Source organism: Shimia thalassica (genome assembly GCF_001458215.1).
Lineage (GTDB): Bacteria > Pseudomonadota > Alphaproteobacteria > Rhodobacterales > Rhodobacteraceae > Shimia > Shimia thalassica.
This window is the reverse complement of the sequence record NZ_CYTW01000003.1, coordinates 182,533-198,427: the sequence shown is the minus strand read 5'-3', so window position 1 is coordinate 198,427 and position 15,895 is coordinate 182,533. Positions and strand designations below refer to the sequence as shown.

Here is a 15,895-nt window from a genome sequence, read left to right as displayed (position 1 = left end):
AAGATGAGCGTCGGATTGACTTCGTGCAAGCCCCAGAGGCGAAATCACCGCAAAGAATTCAGGCAAACGATCACGATGTTACAAGGCGCTCATATTTTCTCGCTCGAATGTGAATTGGCATTTATGACCGATAGGGGCATGTAAAGAGCATGAAATCGAAAACCTTTGCCGCATTCTGCCTTGCCCTGACCACTGCCTTACCCGCAGCGGCACAGTCCTATGATCGTGTTGTGCAGGCCGAGGTTTTGCCCGGATGGCGGATGGAGAACGGCCATCATATGGCTGCGCTGCGCATCACGCTCAATCCCGGATGGAAGACTTATTGGCGCGCTCCTGGTGATGCGGGCATTCCGCCCCGCTTTGACTGGGCCGGTTCGAGCAATCTCGAGGATCTTGAGATCACATGGCCGGTGCCAAAGGTGTTTGACCAGAACGGTATGCGTTCGATTGGATACGAACAGGAACTGATCCTGCCGGTTGAGATCGCACCCCGCCGCAATGGCAAGGACGTCAAGTTCCGCGCCACGCTGGACATTGGCGTGTGTCGCGACATTTGCGTTCCTCAACAGATCAAGGTTTCCGCACGCCTTCCCGAAGACACCTCCAAGCGCGATCCACGTATCGCAGCGGCCCTCGCCGAACGTCCTTTGTCTGAAAAAGAAGGCCGGGTTTCAAAAGCAACCTGCCGCCTGTCACCCACGCAGGACGGGCTCAAGATCGAGGCGCGTATCCAGATGCCCAGCACGGGCGGCGCAGAAATTGCTGTGATCGAAACCGACAATCCAGAAGTCTGGGTCGCCGAGGCCAACACCTCGCGTCAAGGCAACACCTTGCTGGCATCGACCGAGATGATGCATGTCAACGGCCAGCCATTCATGATCGACAGATCCGGCATCCGGTTTACAATTCTTGGCGCCAAACAGGCCGTTGATATCCAAGGCTGCACCTCAGGCTGAGGCCTTTCTGCGCCCAGCCAGAACCGCCACCAATCCCGTGACATAGGCAGTGGCCGTAATCGCGCCAGCGCCCAAGACAAACCACATGAAAACCTGCAGGGATGGTGCGCCGTCCAGTGATGGCAACAGATCAGACAATGGCGCCCAAACCGCACCGGTCACCACAAAAGCACCTGCGGTCGCAGCCCCCCAAGCAGCCAACGCCAAACTGGTCAGTCCCAAGCCGAATTGGAGCGATCGCGCCCGAAGCGCCATTCGGGTGGCCCCGAACTGCCTTGCGATATCTGCCTGAACCGCGATCAACGCGGGCACCACCAGCAAGACCAACAGCATTCCAAAACCCAAACCATAGACCAGCGTGATCACCGTAGGTTTCAGGAACTGGGCCTGCTGCGACTTTTCGGTCAACAGTGGGGCCAACCCCATCACAGTGGTCGCCGTCGTCAACATAACAGGACGCAAACGATCTGCCGTGCCATCAATGATCGAGGGCACAAGTCCACGTTCCTTGGCATAGTCATCGATGGTGGTCACAAGGACAATCGAGTCGTTGATGATGATCCCAGTCATTCCCAACAGCCCCACAACCGTAAACATCGACAGGGGCACATTGTGCGCATAGTGGCCATAAATCGTGCCAACCAATCCAAATGGAACAATTGCCATCACCACCAAAGGCCGCGACCAACTCGCAAAAACCCACGACAGAACAAGGTAAATCCCCGTCAGGCACAGAATTAGACCCATTCGTGCATCGGCAAGGAAATCGTTTTCCTGTTCGGACAGGCCGGACATCTGGAATTCGATCTGGTGGCGGCTGGCGATCTCCGGCAGGATTTCGTTGGCGAGCAGCAGTTCAATTTCTTCGGCGCGCGCGGGATCATCCTCGGAAATATCCCCCGAAACACTGACGACACGCACGCCATTTTCCCGACGCACAGTCGAAAACCCCGTGCGCCGTTCGACGGTCACGAGGTCGGCCAATGGCACATATTCACCCGCAGGCGTGCGCATCTGGCTGCCTTCGAGGAAAGCAGCGTTAAGCTCGCCCTTGGGAAGCTCTACACGAATAGACGCGCTGCGAGGGCCAACCGGATAGGTCGCCGCCTCAAGCCCGTTCAGCCTGTGCCGCAGGACCCGCCCCAACCCGTCAATCGTAAAGCCCAGCGCGCGCCCCTGTGGTGTCAGGTCAAGAATCAGCTCTTCCTTGTCGTAGGCAAGGTTGTCTTCGACACCTGAAACTTCCGGAAACACAGCCACAGCAGATTTCAGATCCTCAGACGCGAATTTGAGAGTTTCCGCATCAGCGCCGTAAAACTGAACAGAAAGAGAATCTCCGCCCGGACCAGACCGCCATCCCCGGAAACTCAGCGTTTCAACAAGAGGATGCCGGTTCACGCGGTCCTGCAATTCACCGACAAAGGCAAAACTCGAATAGGGCCTCAGGTCGGCATCAATCAACTCGATCGACAGCCCACCCAGAAGATCGGGGTCCAAGGTATCAGATCCGGCGAGGCTGCGACCGATGTTTCCGCCCACCGCCGAAATGACAAAATCAAGCGGGTTCTCGCCGTAACGCTCTTTGTATTCTTCCCCCAGTTCCTCGGTGGCGCGCTGCATTTCATGCATCATGGCAATTGCGTCATCGCGGGATGCATTCGGCAACATGGCAAAGTTACCCGTCACCGTGCCGCGTTCGGGCGCATTGAAAAAGCGCCACTTCACGTCGCCCTGAATGAACAGGGTAAGCTGTGACGCAAGCACGACCACAGCCATCGCCAACACCGGATATCTGGCCCAAACGATGAAAGCCATGAAGCGTCGGAAAATGACATCGCGGAACCACCGGAACCCGCGGTTCACAATGCGGCTGGGCACGTCATACCAATGCTCTTTGGCGGTGTGGCGCAAAGCGTGCGCCATGTGGTGCGGCAAGATCAGGAAGCATTCGACCAGTGACGCGATCAACACCACAATAACCGTAAAGGGGATATCAATGATCAGATCACCAAATCGCCCCCCCACCATCGTCAATCCAAAGAAGGCAATCACAGTGGTCAGGGTTGCCGCAAACACAGGCATCGCCATACGCCGTGCCGCGTTTTCTGCGGCAACCAAAGGTGGTTCATTCAATCGGCGCGCCCGAAAATCCGCATGCTCGCCCACCACAATCGCATCATCCACAACGATGCCCAAAGTAATGATCAGGCCGAACAACGAGATCATGTTGATGGTCAGGCCAAACGCATACATCAGCGCGATACTGGCCAGCATCGCAACGGGAATGCCTGCGGCAACCCAAAGCGCGGTGCGGGCATTCAGAAACAGGAACAACAACCCGACAACCAGCGCCAGCCCCATGAGGCCATTATCCACCAACAGATTAAGGCGGCTGGTGATCGCCTGGGCGCGGGTGCTGACCAAATTGATCGACACGCCTTCGGGCAAGGTGGTCATCATTTCGGCTGCAACATCTTCTACACGTCGCTGGATTCCGATTGCATCACCGCTTTCGCTGCGGTCAACCCGCATCGAGATGGCCGGATCCGTACCCACATAATAGGCCATGTTCCGGGTCGTGCCTTCGACGCGCACGGTTGCGACATCTCCGATGGTCAGTTTGCTGCCGTCTGAATTTGATCGCAGGACAATTGCTTCGATCTGGTCAGGGGCCCGTTTTTCAACACCGGTGCGCACGCGTGCGTTTGCACCGTCGACATCCCCGGCAGGATCGGCATCCACCTCTTCCGCGATCAAGCTCGCGATTTCCGAAATGGTGATGTCATGCTTCATCAGATCGACCGTCGCGACCTCGACTACGGTTTCCGGTGCCGCCACACCTCGAATGGTTACCCGCGTGACACCTTCACCAAACAGACGCACGCTGAATTCATCCGCGTAGAGCCCCAGTTGCGCGGCATCCACAGGTCCGGCAATTACAACATCGGTCACACGGTCACGCCATGCGCCCCGTCGCACGCGGGGGTCCTCGGCCTCTTCCGGAAGGGTGGTCACCGTATCCACGGCCGACTGCACATCATCCGCAGCCCGCGCCATATCCCAGCCCGGTTCAAACTCAAGCGCTATGCGTCCGCTGCCTTCGACCGAGCGCGCCTCAGAGCTTTCAACCCCTTCGACGGCAAGCAAGGTCGGTTCGAGAACCTGAACAATCGCGGCATCAACATCAGAGGCGCCCGCGCCTTCCCATTCGACGTTGACCGTGACGTTGTCGACAATCACATCAGGGAAAAACTGCGCTCTCATGCGCGGGATCGAGGCCAGACCGGCAACGATCAGGATCACCAGAAGCAAATTTGCCGCGGTTCCGTGGCGTGTGAAGTAAGACAAGATATCCTTTGTCGGTGTGGAAAGACCGCGCATGGCTGGTTACCCTCCCATCCGATCCTGAAGACGCTTGACCAGTTTGGAAGGCACTTTGTCCTTTTCCAGTGCTCCAAGGATGCGATCCCGCATCGTGTCCGGCATCTTTTTGTTGTCTCGGACAAAGGCGATCATCGCGACCCGCTGATCATCGGTCAGTTCGATCATTTCGGGGGCTTCGGGTTGCGTGGGTTGCCCCGCAATCAGCGGTTTCACCTGAATGCCCTGCCCCAGCAATGGCGTGCGGCGTGTCACGACCAGACGGTCCTGCAAGGCATCTCCCCGCACAATCACCGTGTCTGCCTGACGGCGCAAAAGTGTCACCGGAACCAGCTCGAGCCGCTCGCGGTCATCGACCACCAAGATCTGGCCGGTGGCATCCAGAGCCGTTGCAGGCAATTCAACAACTTCGGTCAAGGCGTTTTCACGCACATGCACGGTCACGAAATCACCCGGTTTGAACCCTCCGGCGGTATCCAGTTGCGCAAAAATCTGGCGTCCGGTCTGCCCTTCGCCAACAACAGCCCCTTCGCGTGTTACAACGCCGTTGCTGTTCAAATCCTGCCCCAACACATCAAGGTCCACCTTGACCTCGGATGACCGCAAATCACCGTTTTCGTCCAAAAGGCGAACGTACTGGGATGTCGAGACCCGAAAGCTCACTTCAAGGGCATCGGAATCAACCAGCGTCGCGAGCTTTTCATTGGCCGAGACAAGCCGCCCCTTCACAACGTTCACCTCGCTCAGCGTACCGGTAAAGTCCGCGACCAAGGTTGTTTCGGCAAGATCACGTTGCGCTTCGTCCAAGGCGATGCGGGTCCGCTCGAGCCGCGTTTCGGCCTGTTCCCTGCGCCCTTCGGCCTGTGCAACCGCTTGCCGTCGAGACAGCGTGGCCTGATTGGCGGCGGCCAATGCCAATTCCGCAGCTTCAGCAGCGGCTGAGGTCCCGACCCCGCGCGTTTGCAGATCATTTTGGCGTGTGAGGGCGCGTTGGCGCAAATCGGCCTGTGCCATCGCCGCTTCAAGCTCGTCACCCGCCAGATCGAGCGAACGCAGAGCGTCACGTTTTTCAACTTCGGCGTCGCGTAAATCATTGGTCAGGCGGTCAATGGCATATTCTGCGTTGGTCGGATCAACCTGCAGCAGGAATTGCCCCTCTTCGACACGCCCGCCTTCGATGAAATCGTCGGAAATCTGCACAATCGTACCCGAGGCTTTGGCCCGCACTTCAAGGCTGCGTCGGCTTTTCACCTGACCGAATGCGATCAACTCGGGGGTTACCTCACCCGGTTCAACCTTGACAACATTCACCGCATACACGCGTTCTCGCCCCTGCGGAGCACGGTTCTCTTGTGCCACTTTTTCCTGATAGGCGTTGGAAACCATCATACCGGCAAACAACAACAGACCAATCGTCACTGAGAGCAAAAACAGCCCTGTCAGACTTTTTCTCAAGAAACGCATTTCTGGTTCTTCCCTACTGGCACGCACATAAGATTATATTGGTCCTTCACACGAAAATTGCCAATTCCGCCTAGGTCATACGGGAGAAATCTCTATTTCCGTCGCAAATGTTCGTCCAAACGCGGAAAAATCTCGACAAAATTGCACGGGAGGTGCCGATAGTCCAATTGATAGGCAAGGATTTCGTCCCAGGCGTCCTTGCACGCGCCCGGTGATCCTGGCAACGCAAACAGATAGGTGCCTTGCGCGACTCCTCCTGTTGCACGGCTTTGAACGGCTGACGTTCCGATCTTGTTCATAGAGACGATTGTAAACACGGTTGAGAAGGCTTCGATCTCTTTTTCGTAGACATCCCTGTGCGCCTCGACGGTGACGTCCCGCCCCGTGAGTCCGGTGCCACCCGTCGTGATGATCACGTCAATGTCCGGATTGGCGCACCATGTCCGCAGCTGCTCTGCGATCTGGTCCCGCTCGTCCCGCAGGATCAGACGATCCGCCACAATGTGCCCCGCTTTTTCAATGCGCCCCACGAGGGTGTCACCCGATTTATCCTGATCCAGCGCCCGTGTGTCGCTGACGGTCATCACTGCAATGCGGACAGGAACAAACTCTTTTGTTTCATCAAAACGCGGCATCATTTTTGCTCCAGTAAGGCCAGCCGTAGCGCCAGCGCAGTAAAGATAGCGGCTGAGGCAAAGCCAAGACCGCGATTGAATCGGGGGGACCCCAAGAGTTTTTGACCCAAGCCGCCCGCAAAGACCCCGGCCGCGCCGTTGACCAGCAACCCACCTAAAGCCAACACCCCGCCAAGGATAAGAAACTGTGGCCAAACTGCACGCGATGGATCGACGAATTGCGGCAAAAACGCCAAAACAAACAAGATCACCTTTGGATTGGTCAGGTTGACGAGCAATGCCCCTTGAAAAGCCTTGCCTGCCCCGTCCGGCGGCCGTTGTTCAATGATCGAGGACCCGCGCACCGCCTGTATCGCAAGATAAAGCAGATAGAACACACCGACCCAGCGGATCAGATGAAACACCTCGGGATGGGCGGCAACAAGTGCGCCCAAACCTACCCCAGCGAGCAGGACATGCACCATGCCTCCGACGGCGATACCCAAATCCGCGGCAAGTGCCGCCTTTGGCCCCGCTCGCAATCCCTGACCGACACAAAACATCATATCCGCACCGGGTGTGAGATTAAGCGCCAGCGCAGCCGGAACAAACGCCATCAAAACGGGCAGGTCGATCACAGCACCACCTCGAAGATACGACCAGACGGTCCCAAATTGTAAACGGGTGTGTTTCCGATCATCCCTTCTTCGCCCCAACAATCATGGACGTGACCGCAGACCGCCAGTTTGGGCTGAAGGCGCGCCAGTGCATCACGAATGGCGTGCGACCCGACAGACAGACCTGTGGAAGTGCGGTCAGCGATCCCTTTCGGCGGGGAATGGGTGACAACGATATCTGCATGGGCAACAGGCGACAGCATCTGATCCGCCTCGTCTTCGGACAGATCACAAGACCAGCTTCCGAACGGGGTTTCGGGCACGCCATACCCCAAGCCACAAATCGTCAGACCGTCAATCTGGGTGCTGGCACCATGCAGAACTGTCCAGTTTGGTGGCACAAGCGATGCCAATTCCGCCTCGCTCTCGCAGTTTCCGGGCACGGCAACCACACGACATGTCATCTGGTCAAGCAACCCGAGAGCCTCGCGCAGACCATGCCGCGCGTTACAGAAATCACCGGCAGCCAACACCAGATCGACATCATTGCTTTGCGCCACCAGATTGGCGGCGGCCGCTGCATTGAGATGCAAATCCGAGAACGCCAGAATCCTCATCCAAGTTGCCGAAGTTTGGCTTGGAGGCTGAGAAGATCAGCCCATGTTTCGCGCTTTGCATGTGGCTGGCGCAAAAGATAGGCCGGATGAAACATCGGCAGGACAGGTTTTCCAAACGCTTCCTGCCATGCGCCACGTAAACGGGTGATCCCCTTGCGCCCCAACACGGCCTGACACGAAATGTTGCCCATCAGGACAATCGCATCCGGCGCCACAATTTCCACATGGCGTTGCAAAAAGGGTTTCAGCATCTCGATTTCTTCTGTCTTGGGATCCCGGTTCTGGGGGGGTCTCCAAGGCAACACATTGGTGATATAAATCGACTGCGCCGACAAGGCATTGTCGCGGCCCATGTCGATGGCTTCGAACATCCGGTCAAGCAACTGACCCGCGCGCCCGACAAAGGGCTTGCCGATCCGGTCCTCGTCTCGGCCCGGTGCTTCTCCGATGATCATGACGCGTGCCGCGGGGTTTCCGTCCGAAAACACGAGGTTTCTGGCACCACGTTTCAATTCACAATGCTCGAACGCAGCCATTTCCCTTTTCAGCGCCTCCAGATCCTTACAGGACGCCGCACATTTTTGCGCAACAACCACAGGATCCACAGTGGGTTGAACGGGGGCTTCCTGCGCCTCTGCTACTGGTTTGGGCGTGGCATGTTTTTCGGGCACTTCATACCGGTTTAACGGCGCGTCCAACATCGCCTCGGTTGCCCCGAGTTCCACTTGCCATTCCAGCAAAGCGCGCGCCGTGTGATAGTCGATTGCCGATTCCATAGCTGCACTCTAGCGTGTTGGTCAGGTGGCAAAAAGGGGCGCAGCAAGTCACATCCGAGTGTGTCGTGTATTTACATGGGTGCGCATGGATATTTTTAGCCAGAAGAAGCTTGGAGGAACGCTTGCTCACGGTGGGTGTGCTTTCTATAAGCAGGCAATCAGCCGGATAAGGAGCGGACCATGGGGTTCAGTCAAAAGCACCTGTTGGGGATCGAACATCTGCGACCCGACGAGATCACTGCGATCCTTGATCTGGCGGACCAGTATGTTGATCTCAACCGGCGCGACGTAAAACATGCCGACGCGTTGAGTGGCCTGACCCAGATCAACATGTTCTTCGAGAACTCGACCCGCACGCAAGCCAGTTTCGAGCTGGCGGGCAAACGGCTTGGGGCGGACGTGATGAACATGGCGATGCAGGCCAGTTCGATCAAAAAGGGCGAAACTCTGATCGACACGGCGATGACGCTGAACGCCATGCACCCCGATCTGCTGGTCGTGCGCCATCCCCATTCCGGCGCAGTGGATCTATTGTCCCAGAAAGTGAATTGCGCCGTTTTGAATGCGGGCGACGGAAGACATGAGCATCCCACGCAGGCCTTGCTGGATGCTTTGACCATACGTCGCGCCAAAGGCCGTTTGCATCGCCTCAATATCGCGATCTGCGGGGATGTTGCCCACAGCCGCGTTGCGCGCTCTAATCTGATTTTGCTTGGGAAGATGGAAAACCGTATCCGTCTTGTTGGCCCGCCCACTCTGGTGCCCAGCCAGTTTGCCGAGCTCGGGGCCGAGATATATGAAGACATGAACGAAGGTCTGAAAGATGTCGACGTTGTCATGATGTTGCGCCTTCAAAAGGAACGCATGGATGGCGGTTTCATCCCGTCCGAGCGGGAATATTATCACCGTTACGGTCTGGACGCCGAAAAGCTTGCCAATGCCAAGCCCGACGCCATTGTCATGCACCCCGGCCCGATGAACCGCGGCGTTGAAATCGACGGCGAGATTGCCGATGACATCAACCGCTCCGTCATTCAGGAACAAGTCGAAATGGGTGTAGCAGTGCGCATGGCCGCGATGGACCTTCTCGCGCGCAACCTGCGGTCCGACCGCGCAGCGAAACAAGCAAGCGAGGTCTGAAGAGATGAGCGAACCCGAAGATCCCAAAGATCCTAAAATGAGCGGCCGCGTTGCCATGATCGCCCTTCTGGTGATGTTTGCCATGGTTGGTCTTGTCATCTGGATTGCGGGGTAGACGGCATGCAGGTCTCGGAAACGGAATTCGGCTTGATCCGCATTTTTTCCGTTGATGAGCCAGAGTCCGGAAGTGCGCTTTTTGATCACGACCTGAATTCGGAAGACTGCCTGAACCTTGTTCAATCCGCGCTGGGTGCCACGCATCTTGATCCGGACTATGGCGAACTGTTTGCGGTGGCGGACCTCGAAGAGGTCGGGCTGCGTGGGTACATGGTGCAAGGGTTAGGCATCGCCGAAGCCGATGTGACGCAAGATGCCCTGCGGCTCGACGCACTATCGGGGACAGTTTTGGTCGTCCTGTCCAAGGCCTTTGGCGGACATGCCCAAGAATTGTCACCAAAGTCGCCACTTCGTTGGGTCGGAACCTATCGCGAGGAAAAGGCCCCCGTGCATTATGAACCCTTGCCATCCTCTGGCAGCGCCGGCGTGGTTGAAGAGGTCCCCCATCCCCACCAGCCCAATCCGCATCTCAATGTGCTGTGGGCGGTTCTGGCGCTCCCGATCTTGCTCATATTTGTCGGAATTATAGGATTCTTATTGTTCAAATGATCTCTTCCGAAACGCCCCGGCGAAAATCAGGCCCCATCGCGTACAAAAGGGATGAAAAGCTTCTGGCGGATTGGCGCCCTGCTCTCCCTTTGTTTCTGAGTAAACTGGCGCTTGTTGCCGTTCTGACTTTGGCGGTGCTCGGACCACTTTTCGTGACGTATAATCTGCTTGCATGGCTGGGCAGTGCCGTCGCCTCTATGTTGCTTTATGTCTTTTTGTTTGATGATCATCTTGAGTGGTTCCGCCGCCGCGATGATGTCTGGATTCTTACCGATCAACGGTTGATCTTTGCCAACCCAGATGACGACAACAGCCCTGCATATGTGCATCTGGCACAAATTACGCGCGTGCGCCGTTTCATGTGGTGGGCGGTCAATGTGAAGCTGGACAATGGCATGACAACGACGCTGAAATACGTGCCCAACGGCAAACTGGTACAACAGAGCATTCGCGCCGCGCGTGACAACATTGCCCCCCATTTCCCCAAGTAACCGGAGACAAACATGACCCAGAAAATGACCCCGGATACCCCGCTCGCCGATGGAGAAAAGGTTCTGGTTTCCTTCCAAGCGGATCGCATGACCTACATTCGTACAAACACATGGATGGCGGTCTTTGCGATGGCGGGCGGCATGGCTGTTTTGTACTTTCTGGGAAACCCTTACGTCTGGACAGGGGCGATCGGTGGTCTGGCGGCCGTGGCGGTGCGTGCCTTTTACATGATGAGTGAAGAACTCTCGGTGCGCTGGGATTTGACCAACCAGCGGTTGCTGGGTCCGATGGGGCGCGCCATTCGTCTGGGTGAAATCAAACAGCTGAACAAACTCGGCAACGTCGTGCAGGTTGTTACGGCAACGGGTGACAAACATCTGGTGAAATACCAGGGCGACGCCCCCGAAACCATTCGCAAGATTCAATCGGCAAAGGTTGGCGGCACCATATGACCGACGGCTGGGACGGCATCCTTGATGAAGGCGAGGTTATTCTGTGGCAGGGGCGACCTGATGCGGGCCTTGTTTTAGGGGCCGCAAACATCGTCAGCGGCGCATTTGGGCTTTTCTTTGCGGGGTTCGCACTGTTCTGGATGGTCATGGCCGCTCAGGGTGGTGGTTTTTTCTGGATGTTCGGATTGCTGCACTTCGGTGTTGGTCTGTCTATCGCGCTGGGGCCCATATTTGGCGGTGCCTTCATCCGGCGACGGACGTGGTACACATTGACCGACAAGCGCGCGTTCGTGGCCATCGATCTACCGGTTAAGGGAAAGTCGCTCGACAGCTATCCGATCAATGACAACACAACGATCACCTTTGAAGAGGCCGGCCTTTCCACGATCCATTTCGCCAAAGGCCGCCGGTATCGTGGCTTTAAAAAGCGCATTGGACCAATCGGGTTCGAACGTATCCCGGATGGGCGCGCGGTTTACCGGATGATCCGCGATGTCCAGAAAGGACAGTCTGATGCATGATGGAATAAACGGCGTGCCATTCTCCCCACGGGGCGTTTCAAAGAAGGTGGCGCACACTTCGACCGTGACGGCCGGCGGCCGCATACCCACTTTGAGCGGACAGAAGCTTGCCGACAGGCTCACAATAAGAGATATGCACAACGCACCCGCATTCCGCTGCGCAATCGAAAGGCAAATCGCATGACCATACTTTTCACAAATGCTCGCCTGATTAACCCAGCCACTGGCAAGGACACCTTGGGGTGCCTTCTTGTGAGCGAAGGAAAGATTGCAGCAATCGGGGCTGAAATCGCAGTGCCCGAGACTGCAGAGATCATCGATTGTGGTGGAAAATGTCTGGCACCTGGTATCGTAGATATCGGCGTAAAGGTCTGCGAACCGGGCGAGCGGCATAAAGAATCCTATAAGACCGCAGGTCTGGCTGCGGCGGCTGGTGGCGTGACCACCATGGTGACACGACCGGACACTGTGCCCACCATCGACAATCCGGAAACGCTGGAATTTGCCACCCGTCGTGCGAACGAGGCCGCACCGGTGAACGTTGTGCCCATGGCCGCCCTGACCAAAGGACGCGAAGGCCGCGAGATGACCGAAATCGGGTTTCTCATGGACGCTGGCGCAGTGGCCTTTACCGATTGCGATCATGTTGTTGCAGATACCAAAGTTCTGTCGCGCGCCATGACCTATGCCCGCAGTCTTGGTGCACTTGTCGTTGCGCATCCCCAAGAACCGATCCTGTCCAAAGGGGCCGCTGCCACAAGTGGCAAATTTGCGGCCTTGCGTGGTTTGCCTGCGGTTTCGCCCATGGCCGAGCGTATGGGCCTGGACCGTGATATTGCGATGGTCGAAACAACGGGCGTGAAATACCACGCGGATCAAATCACTTGTGCGCGGGCGCTGCCTGCGCTTGAGCGCGCCAAAAACAACGGCTTTGACGTGACTGCGGGCACGTCCATCCACCACTTGACCCTGAATGAACTGGACATCGCGGATTACCGGACGTTCTTTAAAATCAAGCCCCCCCTGCGCGCCGAAGAAGACCGGCTGGCCATCATCGAGGCCGTCAAAACCGGCCTGATTGACATCATTTCGTCGATGCACACGCCGCAGGACGAGGAATCCAAGCGCCTTCCTTTTGAAGAGGCCGCAAGCGGGGCCGTTGCCCTTGAAACGCTGTTGCCCGCCGCGATGCAGCTCTATCACAACGAATACCTCACCTTGCCCGAACTGTTCCGCGCCATGTCGCTAAACCCGGCGAAACGTCTTGGCTTGCCCGGTGGACGCCTTGAAGAAGGGGCACCGGCGGATCTGGTGATGTTTGATCCGGATGCCCCCTTTGTACTCGACCGGTTTGCCCTGCGCTCGAAATCCAAGAACACACCGTTTGACGGTCAACGGATGCAAGGTAAGGTGCTGGCAACTTACGTGGCCGGCAACGCTGTTTATCGGAGAACCTGATGCCCGAAATCACCCATACGTTGCCGATCCTTTTGATTTGGGCCGCCCTTGGATACCTGTTGGGGTCGATCCCCTTTGGCATGGTCATCACCAAAATTCTGGGCCTTGGCAATTTGCGCGACATCGGGTCGGGCAATATCGGGGCAACCAACGTTTTGCGCACGGGCAGCAAACCCGCAGCCGCTGCAACGCTTATCCTTGATGGGGGCAAAGGCGCTGTTGCGGTTTTGATCGCTCGTGCCGTCGCAGGGGAAGATGCCGCCCAAATCGCTGGTTTCATGGCCTTTCTGGGTCATTGCTATCCGGTCTGGCTTGGCTTCAAAGGTGGCAAGGGCGTCGCAACGTTCCTTGGTCTGATACTGGCCTTGGCGTGGCCTGTGGGCATTGCCTGCTGCCTGACATGGCTGGTGACCGCAGCGATTTCGCGTATTTCATCCCTGTCTGCACTGGTCGCCGCCAGCAGCGCCACCTTCTGGATGCTGATCCTTGGCTATGGGTCGTCCTTCATCATGGGCATTGCCATCACCGTTCTGGTGTTTTGGCGGCACCGCGAGAACATCATGCGCATCCGGGCGGGCACCGAGCCTAAGATCGGACAGAAGTCCTGAGACATCATAACCGTTAACTATTTGCCCACGATTGGGGCAGATTAGGCCACAGTGTTGCCCGTTTTCCTTGGCAAACTCTTGCTCGTATTTCGAGTTCAGGAGATTTGCCATGATGGGACCAATTGCAGCCGCAGAATCGGTTGTATTCAAAGCGTTTAATTTTAGTGGTCGCGCGCCTCGCTCCGAGTATTGGTGGTGGGGATTGGTTTATGCCGTGATCCTTGGCGGGTTGGCATGGTTAGACTTTTCTGACGTCATCAGCGGCGCCCCTACAGATCAGCCAGAGGTTGGATATAGCGCAATTGTTTTTGCAATTTTGTGTGTAATCCCGAATTTTGCGGTGACCGTTCGCAGACTTCATGACAGCGGGCGTTCCGGTTTTTGGACCCTCATCTCGGCCGTTCCGATTATAGGACCCTTCTGGTTTTTGTTCCTGATGTGCCTGCCCTCGGAACGGGACGACAATATCTATGGCCCCCCATTCCGCAGAACAGGAGGCCGGTCCGGCAATGCCAAAGGCGCAGGCCGAGCAGATCCAATGCAAGGCTACGCGATCCTTGACCGTCTCAAAGAAGAGCCAAGCGAAGAAATGATTGCCGCCCGCAAACAAGAGGTGCGCGACTATTACCGTTCGCGTGTTTTGCAAAACCCATCCAAAGCGTAGCGTTGTTGAAACTCTCACGTGAGGTCTGCAAACAAAAACGGCGGTGTGATGACACCGCCGTTTGTTTAAGAGTTAATAGCTGAACTCTTTGTATATCCGGGTGAGATCCCCGTCCCAATCCCCATGGTAGCGATCCAAAAGCTCGTCTGCTGGCACCTTGCCAGTGTCGATGCTCTCTTTCAGCGCATTCAGGAAGTGGGTTTCATCCGGCACCAGGCCACCGGCACCGGGCCGGGCGCGTGATGCCAATCCCGCATGAGAGATTTCCAGAACCTCGCGGGCGAGGTCATGCATTTTGATGTCACCGACCTGAGCCTGCAGTCCGCTTTCAGAAGCTGTAACACGCAGGGCTTCACGGGTTTCTGCATCCCAACCTTTGACAAGGTCCCATGCCGCATCCAGCGCAGATTGATCATAGGTCAACCCAACCCAGAAAGCAGGCAAGGCACACAAACGGCGCCACGGACCGCCATCGGCGCCACGCATTTCCATATATTTCTTGATTCGCGCCTCTGGGAAGGCCGTTGTCAGGTGATCCGCCCAATCGCTTAGCGTGGGTGTCTCGCCCGGCAAGGCAGGCAGTTTACCTTGCATGAAATCACGGAACGACATGCCCAGCGCATTGATATACTGGCCGTCGCGATAGACAAAATACATCGGCACATCGAGCGCGTACTCGACATAGCGCTCGAAGCCGAACCCGTCTTCAAAGACAAAAGGCAACATGCCGGTGCGCGCGTCATCCAGAGAACGCCAGATGCGGCTGCGCCAGCTTTTGTGGTTGTTCAGTTTCCCCTCAAAAAACGGAGAGTTCGCAAAAAGAGCGGTCGCAACGGGCTGTAGTGCCAAGGCAACCCGCAGCTTTTTGACCATATCGGCCTCGGATCCGAAATCGATATTAACCTGTACGGTACAGGTGCGGCGCATCATGGCGCGGCCCATGGTTCCGACTTTTTCCATATAGTCGTTCATCAGGCGATAACGCCCCTTGGGCATCAGCGGCATTTCTTCGTGCGTCCAGATGGGCGCGGCCCCAAGACCGACAAATCCAACGCCAATTTCATCCGCGATATCTTTGACTTCGCGCAGGTGAACGTTCACCTCGTCACAGGTCTCGTGGATGGTCTCGAGAGGTGCCCCTGACAATTCCAGCGCGCCGCCGGGTTCCAGAGACACGTTGGCGCCATCCTTTTCAAGCCCGATAAGCTTGCCCGCTTCCAGAACAGGATTCCATCCATGCCGGTCCCGCAACCCTTCCAACACCGCTTCGATCGAGCGTTTGCCCTCATAGGGCAACGGCTTGAGCGTGTCTTTGCAATAGCCGAATTTCTCGTGCTCGGTCCCGATCCGCCAATCGTCACGCGGCTTGCAACCGGACTCGAGGTACTCGGTCAACTGGGAATAGTGCTCGATCGGGCCGCCGCCGGATTGAGGGATGGACATCGCTTAGTCTCCGATCCTGTTGGATG

The 15,895-nt window shown here is 56.8% G+C and carries 16 protein-coding genes; 9 read left to right on the top strand and 7 right to left on the bottom strand.

Annotation, left to right across the window (positions count from 1 at the left end; translation table 11 throughout):
• Positions 1–149 precede the first annotated feature (149 nt).
• A complete protein-coding gene (locus PH7735_RS14250; protein ID WP_058312063.1) occupies positions 150–956 on the top strand; it encodes a protein-disulfide reductase DsbD domain-containing protein in 807 nt (268 codons plus the stop codon).
• On the opposite strand, the gene PH7735_RS14245 is transcribed toward PH7735_RS14250, so the two are convergent.
• The 6 genes from PH7735_RS14245 to PH7735_RS14220 form a co-directional block, all read right to left on the bottom strand.
• Positions 948–4,337: an efflux RND transporter permease subunit gene (locus PH7735_RS14245; RefSeq protein ID WP_058312062.1), complete on the bottom strand. Its 3,390-nt coding sequence runs from the start codon at positions 4,335–4,337 to the stop codon at positions 948–950. The genes PH7735_RS14250 and PH7735_RS14245 overlap by 9 nt on opposite strands.
• Before the next feature lie 6 nt (positions 4,338–4,343).
• Positions 4,344–5,801: an efflux RND transporter periplasmic adaptor subunit gene (locus PH7735_RS14240; protein WP_058312061.1), complete on the bottom strand. Its 1,458-nt coding sequence runs from the start codon at positions 5,799–5,801 to the stop codon at positions 4,344–4,346.
• 92 nt (positions 5,802–5,893) lie between these two features.
• Entirely contained in the window at positions 5,894–6,436 is a 543-nt protein-coding gene (gene moaB / locus PH7735_RS14235; RefSeq protein WP_058312267.1) for a molybdenum cofactor biosynthesis protein B, read from the bottom strand.
• On the bottom strand, positions 6,436–7,053 hold the full coding sequence (locus PH7735_RS14230; RefSeq protein WP_058312060.1) for a LysE family translocator: 618 nt from the start codon (positions 7,051–7,053) through the stop codon (positions 6,436–6,438). The genes moaB and PH7735_RS14230 overlap by 1 nt, the downstream gene beginning before the upstream one ends.
• Positions 7,050–7,649, bottom strand: a complete 600-nt coding sequence (locus PH7735_RS14225) for a metallophosphoesterase family protein (protein WP_058312059.1) — start codon at positions 7,647–7,649, stop codon at positions 7,050–7,052. The genes PH7735_RS14230 and PH7735_RS14225 overlap by 4 nt, the downstream gene beginning before the upstream one ends.
• Positions 7,646–8,425 (bottom strand): uracil-DNA glycosylase, encoded by a 780-nt coding sequence (locus PH7735_RS14220; RefSeq protein ID WP_058312058.1) that lies wholly within the window; start codon positions 8,423–8,425, stop codon positions 7,646–7,648. The genes PH7735_RS14225 and PH7735_RS14220 overlap by 4 nt, the downstream gene beginning before the upstream one ends.
• A 180-nt stretch (positions 8,426–8,605) precedes the next feature.
• Here PH7735_RS14220 and PH7735_RS14215 point away from each other — a divergent pair, with 180 nt between their 5' ends.
• From PH7735_RS14215 to PH7735_RS14175, 8 genes are all read left to right on the top strand, one after another.
• Positions 8,606–9,565, top strand: coding sequence for an aspartate carbamoyltransferase catalytic subunit (locus PH7735_RS14215; protein WP_058312057.1), 960 nt, complete (start codon positions 8,606–8,608; stop codon positions 9,563–9,565).
• 120 nt (positions 9,566–9,685) lie between these two features.
• Positions 9,686–10,231, top strand: coding sequence for a hypothetical protein (locus PH7735_RS14210; RefSeq protein WP_058312056.1), 546 nt, complete (start codon positions 9,686–9,688; stop codon positions 10,229–10,231).
• Positions 10,232–10,383: 152 nt separating this feature from the next.
• Positions 10,384–10,722 (top strand): hypothetical protein, encoded by a 339-nt coding sequence (locus tag PH7735_RS14205; RefSeq protein WP_145865340.1) that lies wholly within the window; start codon positions 10,384–10,386, stop codon positions 10,720–10,722.
• Positions 10,723–10,734: 12 nt separating this feature from the next.
• Positions 10,735–11,175, top strand: a complete 441-nt coding sequence (locus PH7735_RS14200; RefSeq protein ID WP_233488322.1) for a hypothetical protein — start codon at positions 10,735–10,737, stop codon at positions 11,173–11,175.
• A complete protein-coding gene (locus PH7735_RS14195; protein ID WP_058312054.1) occupies positions 11,172–11,696 on the top strand; it encodes a hypothetical protein in 525 nt (174 codons plus the stop codon). Before PH7735_RS14200 ends, PH7735_RS14195 begins: the two co-directional genes overlap by 4 nt.
• A 180-nt stretch (positions 11,697–11,876) precedes the next feature.
• Positions 11,877–13,154 carry a dihydroorotase gene (gene pyrC, locus PH7735_RS14185; protein WP_058312052.1) on the top strand — a complete coding sequence of 426 codons (1,278 nt, stop codon included), beginning with the start codon at positions 11,877–11,879 and terminating at the stop codon, positions 13,152–13,154.
• Positions 13,154–13,762 (top strand): glycerol-3-phosphate 1-O-acyltransferase PlsY, encoded by a 609-nt coding sequence (plsY, locus tag PH7735_RS14180; protein ID WP_058312051.1) that lies wholly within the window; start codon positions 13,154–13,156, stop codon positions 13,760–13,762. Before pyrC ends, plsY begins: the two co-directional genes overlap by 1 nt.
• A gap of 109 nt (positions 13,763–13,871) precedes the next feature.
• Positions 13,872–14,426 (top strand): DUF805 domain-containing protein, encoded by a 555-nt coding sequence (locus tag PH7735_RS14175; RefSeq protein ID WP_058312050.1) that lies wholly within the window; start codon positions 13,872–13,874, stop codon positions 14,424–14,426.
• Positions 14,427–14,498: 72 nt separating this feature from the next.
• On the opposite strand, the gene PH7735_RS14170 is transcribed toward PH7735_RS14175, so the two are convergent.
• Complete coding sequence (locus tag PH7735_RS14170; RefSeq protein ID WP_058312049.1) at positions 14,499–15,869, bottom strand: glutamate--cysteine ligase; 1,371 nt, start codon at positions 15,867–15,869, stop codon at positions 14,499–14,501.
• Between the last annotated feature and the right edge of the window lie 26 nt (positions 15,870–15,895).